Origin of the sequence: Citrobacter amalonaticus, from assembly GCF_018323885.1 — a bacterium.
Taxonomy (GTDB): domain Bacteria; phylum Pseudomonadota; class Gammaproteobacteria; order Enterobacterales; family Enterobacteriaceae; genus Citrobacter_A; species Citrobacter_A amalonaticus.
On sequence record NZ_AP024585.1, the window covers coordinates 2299457 to 2316220 of the forward strand.

General features: G+C 54.9%; 14 protein-coding genes and 2 pseudogenes. 12 read left to right on the forward strand and 4 right to left on the reverse strand.

Going from position 1 to position 16764, the window contains the following annotated elements:
* Positions 1–7: 7 nt before the first annotated feature.
* Positions 8–1423 (forward strand): annotated as a pseudogene (locus KI228_RS10815) (PAS domain S-box protein); the annotation flags it as partial.
* 15 nt (positions 1424–1438) lie between these two features.
* Here KI228_RS10815 and KI228_RS10820 read toward each other — a convergent pair.
* Both KI228_RS10820 and hdeB read right to left on the reverse strand, forming a co-directional pair.
* Entirely contained in the window at positions 1439–3370 is a 1932-nt protein-coding gene (locus KI228_RS10820; RefSeq protein WP_061070123.1) for a methyl-accepting chemotaxis protein, read from the reverse strand.
* 157 nt (positions 3371–3527) lie between these two features.
* The gene (gene hdeB, locus KI228_RS10825) at positions 3528–3857 is read right to left on the reverse strand and encodes an acid-activated periplasmic chaperone HdeB (protein ID WP_043000705.1); all 330 of its coding nucleotides are present in this window, start codon (positions 3855–3857) and stop codon (positions 3528–3530) included.
* Positions 3858–4259: 402 nt separating this feature from the next.
* Between hdeB and KI228_RS10830 the strand changes: the two genes are divergently transcribed.
* Genes KI228_RS10830 through KI228_RS10860 form a run of 7 tightly spaced genes read left to right on the forward strand, consistent with a single transcriptional unit; the run spans position 4260 to position 11147 of the window.
* Entirely contained in the window at positions 4260–5126 is an 867-nt protein-coding gene (locus KI228_RS10830; protein ID WP_044267623.1) for a MurR/RpiR family transcriptional regulator, read from the forward strand.
* Between the two features lie 14 nt (positions 5127–5140).
* The gene (gene ddpX, locus KI228_RS10835) at positions 5141–5728 is read left to right on the forward strand and encodes a D-alanyl-D-alanine dipeptidase (protein ID WP_044267621.1); all 588 of its coding nucleotides are present in this window, start codon (positions 5141–5143) and stop codon (positions 5726–5728) included.
* 15 nt (positions 5729–5743) lie between these two features.
* Positions 5744–7294, forward strand: a complete 1551-nt coding sequence (locus KI228_RS10840; RefSeq protein ID WP_061070122.1) for an ABC transporter substrate-binding protein — start codon at positions 5744–5746, stop codon at positions 7292–7294.
* Positions 7295–7338: 44 nt separating this feature from the next.
* Entirely contained in the window at positions 7339–8361 is a 1023-nt protein-coding gene (locus KI228_RS10845) for an ABC transporter permease (protein ID WP_054177023.1), read from the forward strand.
* Positions 8358–9245: a D,D-dipeptide ABC transporter permease gene (gene ddpC, locus KI228_RS10850; protein WP_043000700.1), complete on the forward strand. Its 888-nt coding sequence runs from the start codon at positions 8358–8360 to the stop codon at positions 9243–9245. The genes KI228_RS10845 and ddpC overlap by 4 nt, the downstream gene beginning before the upstream one ends.
* On the forward strand, positions 9245–10231 hold the full coding sequence (locus KI228_RS10855) for an ABC transporter ATP-binding protein (protein ID WP_061070121.1): 987 nt from the start codon (positions 9245–9247) through the stop codon (positions 10229–10231). Before ddpC ends, KI228_RS10855 begins: the two co-directional genes overlap by 1 nt.
* On the forward strand, positions 10224–11147 hold the full coding sequence (locus KI228_RS10860) for an oligopeptide/dipeptide ABC transporter ATP-binding protein (protein WP_043000698.1): 924 nt from the start codon (positions 10224–10226) through the stop codon (positions 11145–11147). The genes KI228_RS10855 and KI228_RS10860 overlap by 8 nt, the downstream gene beginning before the upstream one ends.
* 75 nt (positions 11148–11222) lie before the next feature.
* Here the strand turns inward: KI228_RS10860 and osmC are convergent, their stop codons facing one another.
* Positions 11223–11654, reverse strand: a complete 432-nt coding sequence (osmC, locus tag KI228_RS10865) for a peroxiredoxin OsmC (RefSeq protein WP_061070120.1) — start codon at positions 11652–11654, stop codon at positions 11223–11225.
* Positions 11655–11881: 227 nt separating this feature from the next.
* On the opposite strand from osmC, the gene sra reads away from it, so the two are divergent.
* From sra to KI228_RS10885, 4 genes and pseudogenes are all read left to right on the forward strand, one after another.
* A complete protein-coding gene (gene sra, locus KI228_RS10870; RefSeq protein ID WP_042319017.1) occupies positions 11882–12025 on the forward strand; it encodes a stationary-phase-induced ribosome-associated protein in 144 nt (47 codons plus the stop codon).
* 171 nt (positions 12026–12196) lie between these two features.
* Positions 12197–13894 carry a malate dehydrogenase gene (gene maeA, locus KI228_RS10875; RefSeq protein ID WP_061070119.1) on the forward strand — a complete coding sequence of 566 codons (1698 nt, stop codon included), beginning with the start codon at positions 12197–12199 and terminating at the stop codon, positions 13892–13894.
* 308 nt (positions 13895–14202) lie between these two features.
* The gene (locus tag KI228_RS10880) at positions 14203–15918 is read left to right on the forward strand and encodes an ABC-F family ATP-binding cassette domain-containing protein (RefSeq protein WP_141227521.1); all 1716 of its coding nucleotides are present in this window, start codon (positions 14203–14205) and stop codon (positions 15916–15918) included.
* Positions 15919–15921: 3 nt separating this feature from the next.
* Positions 15922–16050, forward strand: a pseudogene (locus tag KI228_RS10885) (HigA family addiction module antitoxin); the annotation flags it as partial.
* Positions 16051–16094: 44 nt separating this feature from the next.
* Here KI228_RS10885 and KI228_RS10890 read toward each other — a convergent pair.
* A complete protein-coding gene (locus KI228_RS10890; protein WP_044257938.1) occupies positions 16095–16697 on the reverse strand; it encodes an inorganic diphosphatase in 603 nt (200 codons plus the stop codon).
* Between the last annotated feature and the right edge of the window lie 67 nt (positions 16698–16764).

Below are 16764 nucleotides of genomic sequence, written 5' to 3' on the forward strand. Positions count from 1 at the left end.
GTAATAAATGAAGCTATCCGACGTTAAAAGCACCGGAGACAGCATCTTCATTCCTGCTCTTGAGCAGAACATGATGGGTGCCGTGCTAATCAATGACAATGACGAGGTTTTATTTTTCAATTCTGCTGCGGAAAAACTGTGGGGATACCGTCGTGAAGAGGTGATTGGTCAGGGGATTTCGATGTTGATCCCGCATGATTTACGCGCAGCGCACCCCGATTTTATCCGTCATAACCGTGAAGGGGGTCAGCCCCGCGTTGAAGGCATGAGCCGGGAATTGCTGCTGGAAAGAAAAGACGGGACCAAAGTCTGGACCCGTTTCGCCCTTTCCAAGGTCAACGTTGAAGGCAAAATTTTCTATCTTGCCTTTGTGCGTGACGCTAGCGTAGAGATGGAGCAAAAGGAACAGAAACGCCTCCTGGTATTGGCGGTAGACCACCTGGACCGCCCGGTAATCGTACTCGACCCTGAGCGGCGTGTTGTGCAGTGCAACCGCGCTTTTACCGAGATGTTTGGTTACGACATTACCGATGCAAAGGGTCAACAGCCGGACAACCTGCTCAACCTCCCCGAAGAGCCGTCGGACAATGGCCTGCGACTCACACAGTTACTCTGGAAAACGACCCGCGATCAGGATGAGTTTCTGGTAATCACCCGTGCGGGTGAAAAGATCTGGATTAAAGTGTCTATCAGTCAGGTTTATGACCGGCGAAACGCACTGCAAAATCTGGTTATGACGTTTTCCGATATCACCGAAGAGCGGCAGATTCGTCAGCTCGAAGGCAACATTCTGGCGGCGATGTGCAGTAGCCCGCCGTTTCACGAAATGGGCGATATTATTTGCCGCAATATTGAGGCGGTGCTGCGGGATACGCATGTTTCACTGTATGCCTTAAAAGATAACGTCCGCCAGTTCTGGGCGTCGTCATCGAAAGAGATTGACGCAAAAGAGGTGAACGTCTGGACGCTCACCATCCGTCAACGGGATGGTGAGCCAGCCGGGACGCTGTTAATTAAAACGGCGAAAGGAAAAGAGACCAGCGCCTTTATTGAACGCGTGGCAGACATCAGTCAGCATATGGCGGCCCTGGCGCTCGAACAGGAAAAAAGCCGACAGCATATTGAGCATCTCCTGCAATTTGATCCGCTCACCGGTTTGCCCAACCGCAATCATTTGCACTCCTATCTCGATGATCTCATTCACGGCGCGAAAGGGATTTCACCAGTGGTGTTTCTCATCAGCGTCGATCACTTCCAGGATGTTATCGACAGTCTCGGCTATGCCGTGGCCGATCAGGTCTTGCAACAGGTCATCAATAAAATCCGCGAGCGGCTCAGACCCGATCAGTATTTAAGCCGTATTGAAGGCACGCAGTTCGTGCTGGTCAGTGACGACAATGAAATGAGTAATATTACCCAGTTACCGGGCTTCCTGGCGTTACGGCAATTTAAACGATGACACCTGTAAGGCCAGCTCTTCTGCTTCCGCCTTTAAGATCTGCGTCCGCGCCGCGGCATCATCAATCAACGACGCGTTCTGCTGGACCGTGCTGTCCATTTCCGTAACCGCGAGCGTCACTTCGGCTACGCCTTTACGCTGTTCTTCCCCTGCGACGCGAATTTCGCCCATTAACTGACGCACCTGACGAACATGCCCCACCAGTTCCTGTAGACGATCGCCGGCATGATGAATTTGCTCGCTACTGTCATTGACGTGCGACACCGACTCATCGATGAGCGCTTTGATTTCCTGAGCAGCGGTCGCGCTACGCTGCGCCAGCGTTCTCACTTCAGACGCCACCACCGCAAATCCACGTCCGGCATCCCCGGCGCGAGCCGCTTCCACAGCAGCATTGAGCGCCAGGATGTTGGTCTGGAAGGCAATGCTGTCAATTACCGAGACAATCTCAACCATGCGGCCCGAAGAGGCGCTGACGTTATCCATGGTTGAAATCACCCCATGCATAACATCACCGCAGCGGTTGGCCGTTTGCGCTGTACTTTCTGACAGTTCATCCGCCAGTTGAGTATTACCCGCATTCTGATGAACGGTCGCATTAAGCTGTTCCATCGCAGCCGCACTCTCTTCCAGCGCAGCTGCCTGCTGGGTAACGCGTGTTGACAGCTCAGTATTACTGTCGGCAAGGCTAACGGCGTTATTCGCCACCACTTCACTGCTGCTACGCACCGTAAGCAAAATGGCGGCAATTTTGTCCACGAAGAGGTTAAACGCCTCCGCAATCGCTGAAATTTCGTCCTTGCCCTTCACTTCTAAGCGCCGGGTCAGATCGCCGTCTCCCTGCGCGATATCATCCAGCGCCTGCCGCGTGTCGTCCAGACGGGCAATCAACCGGCGAACCACCAGCCAGGAGCCCACCAGCAGCAACGTCATGACCGGGATCAGTACTTCAAGAACATCGCGCATCATGACTTTTGCCAGCCCAACGATGCGTTCTTGCGGTGTTACCAGTCCCACCACCCAACCGGTATCGGCCATCGGGAACAACATCACGCGTGATGGTGCGTTCAGAATGCCATCATTTTCCAGCGCCAGGGAGCTGACATCGGTGGTTTCAGTGCGCAGTTTCTGCAAACGTTGAGCGACAGGACTCAGCCAGCCTGATGCCTTCACCAGATCGCCGACGGTCTTGTAGTGATCCCGATCGTTTTGTGGGAAATAGAGAATTTGCCCCTGTTTGTCGACCACAAAGGCGTATCCTCCGGTGCGTCCACCCTGCTGCTGCATAAAGCTGGCGACGTTATCGAGTCGAATATCGGTGGTTGCCACACCGGCGAATTTACCCGCCAGTAGATAGGGAATGCTGCAGGTCACCATGTTGATTCCGGAAATGGCATCCTGATAAACATCAGACCAGACACAGTTTTCTTGCGAATGGCCCTTCGCGCCCTGATACCAGCTTTCGTTGTGGTAGCCATTGCCACCTGCTGCGTTGTATTCGTCGGAATACACCAGCTTATCGTCAGCACCGCGCGCCCAGAAAAAGCTGCGCCGTGCAACACCAGGCGTAAACGCGTCCGGCTCAGGCCAGATCCCGCCCCCGGTGATGATCGAATTATTTTGTTCGCCGAGAATATGCGGCACGACAGCGCGGTACAGCGCTTCATCATTTGGCAGGACTTCAGCCAGTCGCGACAAACTGACGGTTTCTCCCTCAATACGTGACAGGACGCTGCTGAGTTGACGCGTCAGGCCATGCCCGGTCTCCTCGATCAGTGCCGTATTGACTTCAACGACGCGGGGTTGCCCGCGCCAAAGCATAATGACAACAATCACTAACGTCGTTACGGCAAGTAACGCGATCCCCCCGAGTGTCAAACGAGTCGAAATACGTGACGGATACCAGACCATATAAACATCCTTTTATTTTCAGGGTAATTTATATTCAGTATCGGCACGTATTTTTAGAGCTTTATACAGAATTCCGTATTGACTTAAATTAATAATGTGACGTTGTCACAAATAGCAAAACCCAGCACTCTGGCTGGGTTTAAATACATGCTTAATCTTATTTACTTAATTCTTTTTTGATTTCGTCTTTAATTTTAGTCAGTTCGCTCTGCGGATGTTTTTTACAGATTTCAACGGTCAGAGGAACCGCCGTTGTTACTGTTTCATCGAAAGTAACGTAGTCGCCGCCTTTAAAGTCTTCATCTTCATTTAATACCCAGAAGGCAACCGGCGCCATTGTCTGCGGGTTCAGGTCAATGAACTCCTGGCAACTCATGTTTTTAGGAGTGACGTCGGTTTTCGCGTCAGTGGTTGCTGCATTGACGCTGACACTGGTTAACAGCGCTGCCACTAAAATACCTGCTGTAGAAAGGGAAAATTTGTTCATTATGATGGCTCCGTTAATGATATAAATAACCTCTACATGAGCGCTTTAAACCGTTAATGTAGAACGAAAAGAATAATACCCTTCCCCTCACAGAAATAAATACACCCACACTGGTTATGGCTGTTATTGATATTTCCCGGTACCGATCCTGATGTTTGCCGTTTATTTCGTCGCGAGAGTGTGATCGCGCCTGCGTATCCGGCAGATAACCGCCCTTTCACCTTACCGTTGCACCAAAACTGCACTACGCTGCACAAATGTTGATCATAAGTTAACTAATACGGCATTAATTTAACAATTAACGCCCGTCGCGGCGGCGTTTTCGAACATGGCACGCGTCCTGCATTGTTAATTAACTAACAGTCAGTGGACATTTGACAGCCTGGTAACAGCGAGACGGTGATGACAGCAAAACCTGAGTTACTGAACCGAATTGAACAGACCTTCAGCCTGCATACGCCGAGTGAAAAGCGGGTTGCCAGTTGGCTGTTGACCCACGTGGCGCAAATCCCGTTTGAAACCGCCGACAGCATTGGCAAAGCAACGGGCACCAGCGGGATTACCGTTGGGCGCTATCTGCGCAAAATCGGCTATCGCAATCTGGAAGATGCTAAAGCCAGCCTGCGTGAACTGCCTTCTGTCCCCTATCAGCCCTGGGGAATGAACGAACGTCTGGACTCCTGGCAACAACAGCAACAGTTGCCGGACCGCGCGCGGCAGTCGCTATCGCTGGAGATTGACGCGATCGCCCATGTTTATCAACTGGCGCAAGGGGACGCTTTCCAGCGTATTACCCGACAACTGGCGCAGGCGGAAGCGGTGTATGTCCTGGGGATCCAGTCGACGCGGGGGATCGCCAATGCCTTCTTCAGTCATCTCGAATATCTGCGTCCTCGGGTGAACTACTCCGAAGGGCTCTCCGGCAGTTGGGTGGAATCCCTCAACTCCGGATTTGAGAAACCGTATGTGGTGCTGACCGATACCCGCGCTTACTCCGCCATCGCCCGGCAGTACTGTCGCGTCGCCAGCGAGCGGCACATTCCGCTGGCGCTGATCACCGATGTCTGGTGTCCCTGGGCGCGGGATTACCCCATTGATTTACTGCAGGTGAAAACGGACACCGGACATTTCTGGGATTCGCTGGCGCCGGTGAGCTGCCTGTTCAACCTGCTGCTTTCCGGCGTGGCGGAACAACTGGGCGATTCACTTACCGGGCGGCTACAGACCAACCGCCAGTTACAACAAGAATTTGGTCAATTCGAACAATAAACAGGAAACGTGCTATGTCTGAAACTCCGCAACTGGTCGATCTGTCGGTGATTTTTCCGACGCTGGATATCGACCTCAAATATGCGACCGCCGATAACCTGACCGGCGCGCCGATTTATCGCGAATCGCGCTGCCTGCTGCACCAGGATGCGGTCACCGCGCTGGCGAAAAGCATCAGCATTGCGCAACTGGCGGGCCTTTCTCTGGTGGTGTATGACGCCTATCGTCCGCAACAGGCACAGTCAATCCTGTGGGATGCCTGCCCCGATCCGCAGTACGTGGTCGATGTAGCCATCGGCTCGAACCACAGTCGCGGAACGGCCATCGACGTCACGCTGAAAGACGCCAATGGCAAGATCCTCGATATGGGCGCGGGTTTTGATGAAATGCACGACCGTTCACATGCATATCACCCTTCTGTTCCTGCCGCTGCACAGCGTAACCGGTTGTTACTCAACGCCATTATGTTTGGCGGTGGCTTTGTCGGCATCAGCAGCGAGTGGTGGCATTTTGAGTTACCCGCCGCGAGTCGCTATCCGCTGCTGGAAGACTGTATTGCCTGTTTTCCCGTTACAACCACAACAACACACACCTCTTTTTGATTCCGGAGCGTCGTCATGAAAGTAACTTCGTTGTTTCGTCCCGCGTTGATTGCCGTTTCCCTGGCGATGGCCCTGCCTGCGGTCCAGGCTGCCGTCCCGAAAGACATGCTGGTGATCGGTAAAGCCGCTGATCCGCAAACCCTTGATCCGGCGGTGACTATCGATAATAACGACTGGACGGTGACCTACCCGTCCTATCAGCGTCTGGTGAAGTACAAAACCGAAGGCGATAAAGGCTCAACCGAGGTGGAGGGTGACCTGGCAAGCGGCTGGAAAGCCTCTGATGACCAGAAAGAGTGGACTTTTACGCTTAACGATCAGGCCAAATTTGCCGATGGTTCCCCCGTCACCGCTGAGGCGGTGAAACAGTCCTTCGAACGCCTGCTGAAAATCAGCCAGGGGCCGGCAGAAGCGTTTCCTAAAGATCTCAAGGTAGACGCGGTCGATGCGCACACGGTGAAATTTACCCTCAGTCAACCGTTCGCCCCGTTCCTTTACACGCTGGCCAATGACGGCGCGTCCATCATCAACCCGGCGGTGCTTAAAGCGCATGCCGCAGATGACGCCCGTGGTTTTCTGGCGCAAAACACCGCAGGTTCCGGGCCGTTTATGCTGAAAAGCTGGCAGAAAGGCCAACAGCTGGTGTTGGTCCCGAACCCGCATTACGCCGGTCCAAAACCGAACTTTAAACGCGTATCGGTGAAAATTATCGGCGAGAGCGCGTCGCGTCGTCTGCAACTGTCGCGCGGCGATATCGACATCGCGGATGCCCTGCCGGTGGATCAGCTTAACGCGTTAAAACAGGAAGGCAAAGTTGCCGTAGCTGACTATCCGTCACTGCGCGTGACCTATCTCTATCTGAACAACAGCAAAGCACCGCTGAATCAGGCGGATCTGCGCCGGGCGATTTCCTGGTCCACCGACTATCAGGGAATGGTGAAAGGGATCCTCAGCGGCAACGGCAAACAGATGCGCGGGCCGATCCCGGAAGGCATGTGGGGTTACGACGCCTCTGCGTTGCAATACAACTTTGATGAAGCCAAAGCGAAAGCGGAATGGGAAAAAGTTGCCAGCAAACCCACCAGCCTGAGCTTCCTCTATTCCGACAACGATCCGAACTGGGAGCCGATCGCCCTTGCCACTCAGGCCAGCCTCAGCAAACTGGGAATTACCGTCAAGCTGGAGAAACTGGCGAACGCCACTATGCGTGACCGTGTAGGCAAAGGTGATTATGACATCGCCATCGGCAACTGGAGCCCGGATTTCGCTGACCCCTATATGTTCATGAACTACTGGTTCGAGTCTGACAAGAAAGGACTACCCGGTAACCGCTCGTTCTATGAAAACGCCGATGTCGACAAGCTGTTGCGCAGTGCGCTAAGCACCACCGACCAGACCGCCAGAACCAAGGACTACCAGCAGGCGCAGAAAATCGTCATTGATGAAGCGGCCTACGTCTACCTGTTCCAGAAGAACTACCAGTTAGCGATGAACAAAGAGGTCAAAGGCTTCGTGTTCAACCCGATGCTCGAACAGGTCTTTAATATCGGCACCATGAGCAAATAAGCCACGTTAATGCGGAGCCGTACAGGCTCCGCAAGGGGAAGCCAATGACTTTCTGGAGCATTTTGCGCCAGCGCTGCTGGGGACTTGTCCTTGTGGTGGCCGGCGTTTGCGTCATCACCTTTATTATTTCGCACCTGATCCCCGGCGATCCGGCGCGCCTGCTGGCGGGCGACCGGGCAAGCGACGAAATTGTCGAAAACATTCGCCAACAGCTTGGGCTGAATCAACCGCTGTATGTGCAGTTCGCGCGCTACGTGAGCGATGTCTTCCACGGGGACTTAGGCATTTCCATTCGCACCGGGCGTCCGGTGATGGAAGAACTTCGCGTCTTTTTCCCGGCAACGCTGGAACTGGCCTTTTGTTCACTGCTGCTGGCGCTGGTCATCGGTATTCCGTTGGGCATTCTTTCCGCCGTCTGGCGTAACCGCTGGCTGGATCACCTGGTACGTCTGATGGCAATCACCGGTATTTCGACGCCAGCCTTCTGGCTGGGGCTGGGCGTCATCGTGCTGTTTTACGGCCATCTGCAAATTTTGCCGGGTGGCGGACGACTGGATGACTGGCTGGATCCGCCAACGCATGTCACCGGGTTTTATCTGATCGATGCCCTGCTGGAAGGCAACGGTGAGGTCTTTTTTAATGCCTTACAGCATCTGATTTTACCGTCGTTGACGCTGGCGTTTGTTCACCTGGGAATTGTGGCGCGGCAAATCCGCTCCGCGATGCTGGAACAGCTCAGCGAAGATTATATCCGCACGGCGAAAGCCAGCGGTCTTCCCGGCTGGTACATCGTGCTGTGTTATGCGCTACCCAACGCGTTGATCCCGTCAATTACCGTGCTTGGACTGGCGTTGGGCGATCTGTTGTATGGCGCGGTACTGACCGAAACCGTCTTTGCCTGGCCCGGAATGGGCGCCTGGGTGGTGACCTCTATTCAGGCGCTCGATTTCCCGGCTGTGATGGGCTTCGCCGTGGTGGTCTCTTTTGCCTATGTACTGGTCAATCTGGTGGTGGATCTGCTCTATCTGTGGGTGGACCCGCGCATTGGGCGTGGAGGTGCTGAATGATGTTAACCGAAGAGACGCCGGTACGCGTGACGCGTCGGCGCATTGACTGGGCCAGACTGCTCTGGCTGATGAAAAGCAGTCCGCTGACGATGATTGGCGGTGTGATTATTGTCCTGATGCTGTTATTGATGGTGCTGTCGCCGTGGATTACGCCTTACGATCCGAATGCAATCGATTTAAGTGCGCGGCTGTTGCCGCCAACGGCGGCGCACTGGTTCGGAACCGATGAGGTTGGACGCGACCTGTTCAGCCGCGTGCTGGTGGGCAGCCAGCAGTCGATTGTCGCCGGGCTGGTGGTGGTCGGGATTGCGGGCGGTATTGGCTCACTGCTCGGCTGCCTGTCCGGCGTCATGGGCGGTCGCGCTGACGCCATCATCATGCGGATGATGGATATTATGCTGTCGATCCCCTCGCTGGTGCTGACGATGGCGCTGGCCGCAGCGCTCGGGCCGAGTCTGTTTAACGCGATGCTGGCGATTGCCATTGTACGTATTCCCTTTTACGTGCGTCTGGCGCGGGGGCAAACGCTGGTCGTGCGCCAGTTTACCTATGTTCAGGCCGCCCGCACGTATGGCGCTTCCCGCTGGCATTTGATTAGCTGGCACATCCTGCGTAACTCGTTGCCGCCGCTGATTGTGCAGGCATCGCTGGATATTGGCAGCGCCATTCTGATGGCGGCCACGCTGGGCTTTATCGGGCTTGGCGCTCAGCAACCGAGCGCCGAATGGGGCGCGATGGTCGCGATTGGTCGTAATTACGTTCTCGATCAGTGGTGGTATTGCGCTTTCCCTGGCGCCGCCATCCTGATCACGGCCGTCGGTTTTAACCTGTTCGGTGATGGGATCCGTGATTTATTGGATCCGAAAGCAGGAGGAAAACAGTAATGACTCAACCGGTGCTGGAAATAGACGATTTACACTTGAGTTTTCCGGGATACAAGGCCGACGTTCACGCCCTGAGCCATGTGTCGCTGCGCATTCAACGCGGCGAGATTGTTGGCGTGGTGGGTGAATCGGGTTCAGGGAAGTCAGTCACCGCAATGCTCACCATGCGCCTGCTGCCGGAAGGCAGCTACCGCATTCATCAGGGGCGCGTCTCGCTACTGGGCGAAGATGTGCTGAACGCCAGCGAGAAACAAATGCGTCAATGGCGCGGCGCGCGCGTGGCGATGATCTTCCAGGAGCCGATGACGGCCCTCAACCCGACGCGACGTATCGGCCAGCAGATGGTGGAAGTGATTCGCCATCATCAGACGGTGAGCCGTGCGCAGGCCAGGGAAAAGGCGATTACCCTGCTGGAGGAGATGCAGATCCCCGACGCCGCCGGCGTGATGAGCCGCTTTCCGTTTGAGCTTTCAGGCGGCATGCGTCAGCGGGTAATGATCGCCCTTGCCTTCTCCTGCGAACCGGCGCTGATCATCGCTGATGAACCTACCACTGCGCTGGATGTCACCGTACAGTTGCAGGTGCTGCGCCTGCTGAAACACAAGGCCCGCGCCAGCGGTACGGCCGTGCTGTTTATCAGTCATGACATGGCGGTGGTATCGCAACTGTGCGATCGACTGTACGTGATGTATGCCGGCAGCGTGATTGAAAGTGGTCAGACCGATGCCGTGATCCACCATCCTACCCATCCCTATTCGATTGGCCTGCTGAAATGCGCTCCGGAGCAGGGAGAAGCACGCCAGCCGCTGCCGGCGATCCCTGGCACCGTACCGGATCTCACCCGTCTGCCGCGCGGCTGCGCGTTCCGGGATCGCTGCTTTGCCGCGGGCCCGCTTTGTGAAACGGTACCCGCGATGAGCCCACATGGCGCTGGCAACCAGCACTCGGCCTGCTGGTATCCTCATCTGGAGAATCCTCATGTCTGAAACGTTACTGGCTTTACACGATGTGCACGTCAATTTCCCGGCGAAGAAAAACTGGCTGGGACGGGTCACCGAACGCGTGCATGCGCTCAACGGCATGGATTTACAGATCCGCCGGGGCGAAACGCTGGGGATTGTCGGTGAATCCGGCTGTGGGAAAAGCACACTGGCACAGTTGCTTATGGGAATGCTAAAGCCCAGCCAGGGGCAGTATCAACAGGATTCATCGTCGACCGAAATGCAGATGGTATTTCAGGACCCGCTCTCCTCACTGGATCCACGTCTGCCAGTGTGGCGAATTATCACCGAACCGGTGTGGATTCAAACACGCAGCAGTGAACGGGAGCGACGGGCGCTGGCGGCAACCTTAGCCAGCCAGGTCGGGATACGTCCGGAATATCTCGATCGTCTGCCGCACGCTTTCTCTGGCGGACAGCGCCAGCGTATCGCGATTGCCCGAGCACTGTCGTCAGAACCGGATGTGATCGTGCTGGATGAGCCGACCTCCGCGCTGGATATTTCCGTCCAGGCGCAGATCCTGAATCTGCTGGTTGCGTTGCAGGCCAGTCGCAATCTGACCTACATTCTGATCTCACATAATGTCTCGGTTGTACGCCATATGAGCGACCGGGTGGCAGTGATGTACCTCGGGCAAATCGTCGAACTCGGCGATACCGCGCAGGTGCTCTCCACCCCGGCACATCCTTATACCCGTCTGCTGCTGGATTCCGTGCCAAAAACCGGCGTGCCGTTGGCTGAAGAACGGGTAATTCGCAAAACGGAATTACCTGGCAACCGGGTACTGCCGACGGGCTGTTTTTTTCGCGACCGGTGCCCGTTGGCGACCCACGGCTGCGAAACTCGACAGGCGCTGCGCAGGCTTGATGCGGGAACTGACGTACGTTGTTGGCGTGCCTGATAATGCCCGGGAATCGTAGGCCGAATTCAACGTATTTATGCCCGGTCAGCATCGCGCGACCGGGCAATACTGCCGTTACGACTTCAGTTGATAATCGAGGGTGATTTCAGCTTTCAGCACCTGCGACACCGGGCAGCCGGCTTTCGCTTTCTGAATAATACCGTCGAAGGTGGCGACATCGATTCCCGGCACGTTCACTTCGCTGTGCAGCGCGATTTTGGTAATCGCAAAACCGGCATCAACTTTGTCCAGCGACACGTCAGCCGTGGTGTCGATAGCCTCCGGCGTAAAGCCCGCCTCACCAAGCATCAATGAAAGCGCCATAGAGAAACAGGCAGCATGCGCTGCGCCGATCAACTCTTCCGGATTGGTGCCTTTCGCCCCTTCAAAACGGGTATTGAAACCATAAGGCTGCTGGTTCAGCACGCCGCTTTCCGTCGAAACGGTGCCTTTTCCGCGTTTGATGTCGCCTTCCCAGTGTGCCTGACCTTTCTTATGGATTGTCATCGTTCGCTCCTTATTGTCGTCGGGATAACAAGTATAGGACGCTCACCCGATTTCGTGGCCGTTAGCAGAGACTTCTTAATTCCCTGCTTACACATTGACCTTTCCGATTAAATGTCCGACTATCAATCAGGTCGGTATCCATCGGTACCGTCGACCTTAAGGGTTATATTTCGTCCGCAGTCATATGGACTCATCCTTGAAACCAGTAACAGGATAAAGGAGTTAGAATGAAATCGAACCGTCAGGCCCGTCATATTCTTGGACTGGACCATAAAATCTCCAATCAGCGCAAAGTGGTGACTGAAGGTGATAAATCCAGCGTGGTGAACAACCCTACCGGCAGAAAACGCCACGCAGACAGCAAAAAGTAACCGCACAGCCCGAATATGACGATAAACACCATCGCAAACGCGATGGTGTTTTTGCTTACAAAAGCCTTAATTCATGCACGATGCTTTATACTCTGTGCCCGATGCCCTGGCGGAATGGCAACATATTATAAAAAGTGCCAGGGACGGATATTCAAAAAAAGAGTGAGTGACATGGAAACCAAAAGTAAAAAACTGCGTTCCCTTTATATTCCTTACGCTGGCCCTGTATTGCTGGAATTCCCCTTACTGAATAAAGGCAGTGCATTCAGCATGGAAGAGCGCCGTAACTTCAACCTGCTGGGGTTACTGCCGGAAGTGGTCGAGTCGATTGAAGAACAGGCAGAACGTGCCTGGATCCAGTATCAGGGATTCAAAACGGAAATCGACAAGCATATCTACCTGCGCAATATCCAGGATACCAACGAAACCCTGTTCTACCGACTGGTTAACAACCATCTCGATGAGATGATGCCAGTGATCTATACCCCAACGGTAGGTGCGGCCTGTGAACGTTTCTCCGAGATTTATCGTCGCGCGCGCGGCGTGTTCATCTCTTATCAGAACCGCCACAACATGGATGACATCCTGCAAAACGTCCCCAACCACAACATCAAAGTGATTGTGGTCACCGACGGTGAGCGAATTCTTGGTCTTGGCGATCAGGGGATCGGCGGGATGGGTATTCCCATCGGTAAGCTTTCGCTGTATACCGCCTGTGGTGGCATCAGCCCGGCCTACACCCTGCCCGTCGTGCTGGATGTGGGAACTAACAACCCGCAACTGCTCAACGATCCGTTATACATGGGCTGGCGCAATCCGCGCATCACCGACGACGAATACTATGCGTTTGTCGATGAATTCATTCAGGCCGTTAAGCATCGCTGGCCGGACGTTCTGCTGCAGTTTGAAGACTTCGCGCAGAAAAACGCCATGCCGCTACTTAACCGCTATCGCGACGAAATCTGTTCGTTCAACGACGACATTCAGGGCACCGCCGCGGTGACCGTCGGTACGCTGATCGCCGCCAGCCGGGCGGCAGGCAGCCAGCTTAGCGAACAGAAAATTGTTTTCCTCGGCGCGGGTTCCGCTGGTTGCGGTATCGCCGAACAGATCATTGCCCAGATCCAGCGGGAAGGATTAAGTGAAGAGGCCGCGCGTGAGAGAGTCTTCATGGTGGATCGCTTTGGCCTGCTGACTGACCAGATGCCGAATCTGCTCTCCTTCCAGACCAAACTGGTGCAGAAGCGTGAAAATCTGCAGGCGTGGGACAGCGACAACGAAGTGCTGTCGCTGCTTGATGTGGTCCGTAACGTTAAGCCTGATATTCTGATTGGGGTTTCCGGGCAAACCGGTCTGTTCACTGAAGAAATCATCCGCGAAATGCACAAGTATTGCCCGCGTCCGATCGTGATGCCGCTGTCTAACCCCACCTCGCGTGTGGAAGCGACGCCGCAGGACATCATCGCCTGGACCGAAGGCAACGCGCTGGTCGCTACCGGTAGCCCGTTTATGCCGGTGGTCTGGAAAGACAAAGTCTATCCCATCGCCCAGTGTAACAATGCCTATATTTTCCCGGGGATTGGGCTGGGTGTGATTGCTTCCGGCGCCTCCCGCATTACCGATGAGATGCTGATGTCCGCCAGTGAAACGCTGGCCCAGTACTCGCCGCTGGTGCTTAACGGTGAAGGTCTGGTGTTGCCTGAACTGAAAGACATTCAGACCGTCTCGCGCGCCATTGCGTTTGCCGTCGGGAAGATGGCGCAGCAACAGGGTGTGGCGGTGAAAACCTCCGCTGAAGCGCTGTTGCAGGCTATCGAAGAGAACTTCTGGCAGGCGGAATATCGCGACTATCGTCGTACGTCTATCTGACGAACTGCCCGGTAGCACGCGCTGCCGGGCCTTCAGGCTTGCGCTGTCTCATCACTTGCGATTACACTTTCGCCATCGATTAACATTCGGATAAATAAAAGGAGGATACTTATGCTGTACTGTGAACGCTTCATCGCTTCACATGCTTTTGGCGATCGCCAGTGCTCAAGCGTTATCGGTATCGTGCTGCGATAACTTCTGCTTGAGCGAAGCTAACTTCTGAATTCCCCTTCTCTCGGGCTTACCGGGTTATCGTCAGCGATGTTTGACGAGGCGTTTTGACGCCTGTAACTCTTGAGTAAGCAACAATGAGCACATTACTAACCGCACAATCCCTGCACGTTGATACCGCGTTCGGCACGCTTTTCGACGATCTGACGTTTACCCTGAAAAAAGGCGATCGCATTGGGCTTATCGGCTACAACGGCTGCGGCAAAAGCACGCTGCTGAAAGTTCTCGACGGTTCGATTGTCCCGACTGGCGGCAGCCTGGCGCTGGCGAACCACTGTCATCTTGCGCGTGTCGAACAGCACCTGCCCGACGAGATCCTGCCGCTGACGTTACAGGAAGCCGTTCTGGCACAACTTCCTGAACATGAACGGGCCAGCCAGCTCTGGCAGGTCGAGGCGTTACTCGCGCAAATGGGCTTCAGTGTCCAGGATCGGCAATTAACGGCACAAACCTTGAGTGGCGGTCAGCATACACGTTTACTGCTGGCCCGCGCGCTGATGCGCCAGCCTGATCTGCTGCTGCTTGACGAACCGGGAAACCACCTGGATTTACCGACGTTACTGTGGCTGGAGCAGTTTCTACAGAACTGGTCCGGCAGTTTTGTGGTCGTGTCTCACGATCCGCAACTGCTCGACGCGATCACAAACGGCACGTGGATCTTGCGCGATCGTACCCTACACGCCTTTGCATTGCCCTGTAGCGCGGCACGCCAGGCACTGCTTGAACGCGACGCCAGCGACGTGTTGCGCCATAAGGCGGAACAAAAAGAGATCGATCGCATCACCGCCAGTGCGAAACGACTGGCCACCTGGGGCCGGGTGTATGATAACGAAGATCTGTCGCGCAAAGCGAAGCAAATGGAAAAGCAGGTATTACGTCTGAAGGAGGTGCAAACGGATCTGACGGCAGGAAGTCAGTGGTCACTAACATTGCGCGGAGACGCGCTGCGGGCAGACCGTCTGCTGGAACTGTCTCAGTTGTCGGTCACGCCTGCCCCGGAGGCGCCGACGCTGTTTACCATTGCGGGCATCCGTTTGAAGAGCGGCGATCGGGTGGCGATTGTCGGGCGCAACGGTTGCGGTAAATCGTCGCTGTTAAAACTGATCTGGCAACATTATCAGACCGAACAGGAATCAGATTCGCTGCGCCTCCACCCTCGCGTGGCGCTGGGCTACTACGATCAAACGCTGCATCAATTACCGGATGACGCGTCGCTGTTTGACGCCCTGGAACCGTTCGCCCCGCAGCCGGATATCCGTAAAATGGCGCTAATTAGCGCGGGATTCCCGTGGATACGCCACGCGCAATCGGTCAGTACGTTAAGCGGTGGCGAGCGCTCTCGTCTGCTGTTTGTCGGTCTGTCGCTGGCGCGCTATAGCCTGCTGATGCTGGATGAACCGACCAACCATCTGGATATGGAAGGTAAAGAGGCGCTGGCGCAGACGCTGCAAAGCTTTGAAGGCGGCGTGCTGCTGGTCAGTCACGATCGGCAACTCATCAGCCAGAGCTGTAATCGGTTTTGGTTTGTTGACGACGGCGAGCTCAGCGAATGGCACGATGTCGACGCCATCAATGCCCGTATCCGACAGTCCGCAACAGAACACTTACCAGCGGTGTTGGAGGATAATGCTTCACTGGTCGCGGAGCTGGTTGATGAGGAGCAACTGCTGGAAAAACTGCTCGTACTCGAACAGCGTCTGGCTGAGGATCTGGCGCGAAAACCGAGACACCAGAAACCGCAGTTGCAGGCTCAGTGGCGTAAAGAGATAGACGACATCACCGCGCGTCTTTAACCCTCAATGCCCGTCTCGGTGGTGATCGGCAGCTCCCCGGAAATGTGGCTAAATCTGCAAAATACCTGGAGTCTGGCACAAGCGCAAAAAAGCGTGGACGTGTCCCGCCTGCGCCGTCTGGCGGTGCAGTAATCGCGTTGACAGCCGGACGGGTAAACCCCGTCCGGCAAAATCGCTTATTGCTGTGGTTTTTTCGCTTTCCAGGCGTCCCATGCCTGTTTGATTTCCTGCTTTGCGGTCGCCGCGTCGTTAAAGCCGTTCAGCTCCACTTTCTTGCGTCCTTCCGGTAATTCTTTGTAGACGCGGAAGAACGATTCCAGGCGCTGAACTTCGATTTTCGGCAGGTCGGCCAGTTCCTTGATATTGTCATACGTAGGATCAATTTTGCTGGCGGGAACCGCCACAATTTTGTCATCCTTCTCGCCGCCATCAATCATTTTCAGTACGCCAATCGCACGCAGTTTGATCAGCGTACCCGGAGCCATCGGCGCGCGGGTATAGAAAATCACATCCAGTGGATCGCCATCACCTGCCAGCGACTGGGTCAGCGAACCGTAGTTTGCCGGATAGGCCACCGGCATCGACTGAAAGCGGTCTGCAACGATAAAGCCGGTATTGGCGTCGGTTTCATATTTAATGATCCCGCCTGCCGGGATTTCCGTCACGGCGTAAAATTCTTCCGGATTGTTCTCCGGCTGTGGGAATTCGAGGATGTTCTGCGCCTGAACTGACGCGGAAAGAAGTACGCTCACAGCGAGCAATTTTTTGACCAGATGCATTGTTGGTTAACTCTTCGGTTATTAGTGAAGACAACACGTTACGTTTAGCTAATGACAGGATCATGAC

Excerpts from the sequence above, each read along its gene's own strand:
- KI228_RS10845 (WP_054177023.1), top strand. The coding sequence starts at position 7,339 with ATGACTTTCTGGAGCATTTTGCGCCAGCGCTGCTGGGGACTTGTCCTT.
- osmC (WP_061070120.1), bottom strand. The coding sequence starts at position 11,654 with ATGACAATCCATAAGAAAGGTCAGGCACACTGGGAAGGCGACATCAAA.
- KI228_RS10860 (WP_043000698.1), top strand. The coding sequence starts at position 10,224 with ATGTCTGAAACGTTACTGGCTTTACACGATGTGCACGTCAATTTCCCG.
- ddpX (WP_044267621.1), top strand. The coding sequence starts at position 5,141 with ATGTCTGAAACTCCGCAACTGGTCGATCTGTCGGTGATTTTTCCGACG.
- sra (WP_042319017.1), top strand. The coding sequence starts at position 11,882 with ATGAAATCGAACCGTCAGGCCCGTCATATTCTTGGACTGGACCATAAA.
- KI228_RS10840 (WP_061070122.1), top strand. The coding sequence starts at position 5,744 with ATGAAAGTAACTTCGTTGTTTCGTCCCGCGTTGATTGCCGTTTCCCTG.
- KI228_RS10880 (WP_141227521.1), top strand. The coding sequence starts at position 14,203 with ATGAGCACATTACTAACCGCACAATCCCTGCACGTTGATACCGCGTTC.
- KI228_RS10820 (WP_061070123.1), bottom strand. The coding sequence starts at position 3,370 with ATGGTCTGGTATCCGTCACGTATTTCGACTCGTTTGACACTCGGGGGG.
- KI228_RS10890 (WP_044257938.1), bottom strand. The coding sequence starts at position 16,697 with ATGCATCTGGTCAAAAAATTGCTCGCTGTGAGCGTACTTCTTTCCGCG.
- hdeB (WP_043000705.1), bottom strand. The coding sequence starts at position 3,857 with ATGAACAAATTTTCCCTTTCTACAGCAGGTATTTTAGTGGCAGCGCTG.
- maeA (WP_061070119.1), top strand. The coding sequence starts at position 12,197 with ATGGAAACCAAAAGTAAAAAACTGCGTTCCCTTTATATTCCTTACGCT.
- KI228_RS10830 (WP_044267623.1), top strand. The coding sequence starts at position 4,260 with ATGACAGCAAAACCTGAGTTACTGAACCGAATTGAACAGACCTTCAGC.
- ddpC (WP_043000700.1), top strand. The coding sequence starts at position 8,358 with ATGATGTTAACCGAAGAGACGCCGGTACGCGTGACGCGTCGGCGCATT.
- KI228_RS10855 (WP_061070121.1), top strand. The coding sequence starts at position 9,245 with ATGACTCAACCGGTGCTGGAAATAGACGATTTACACTTGAGTTTTCCG.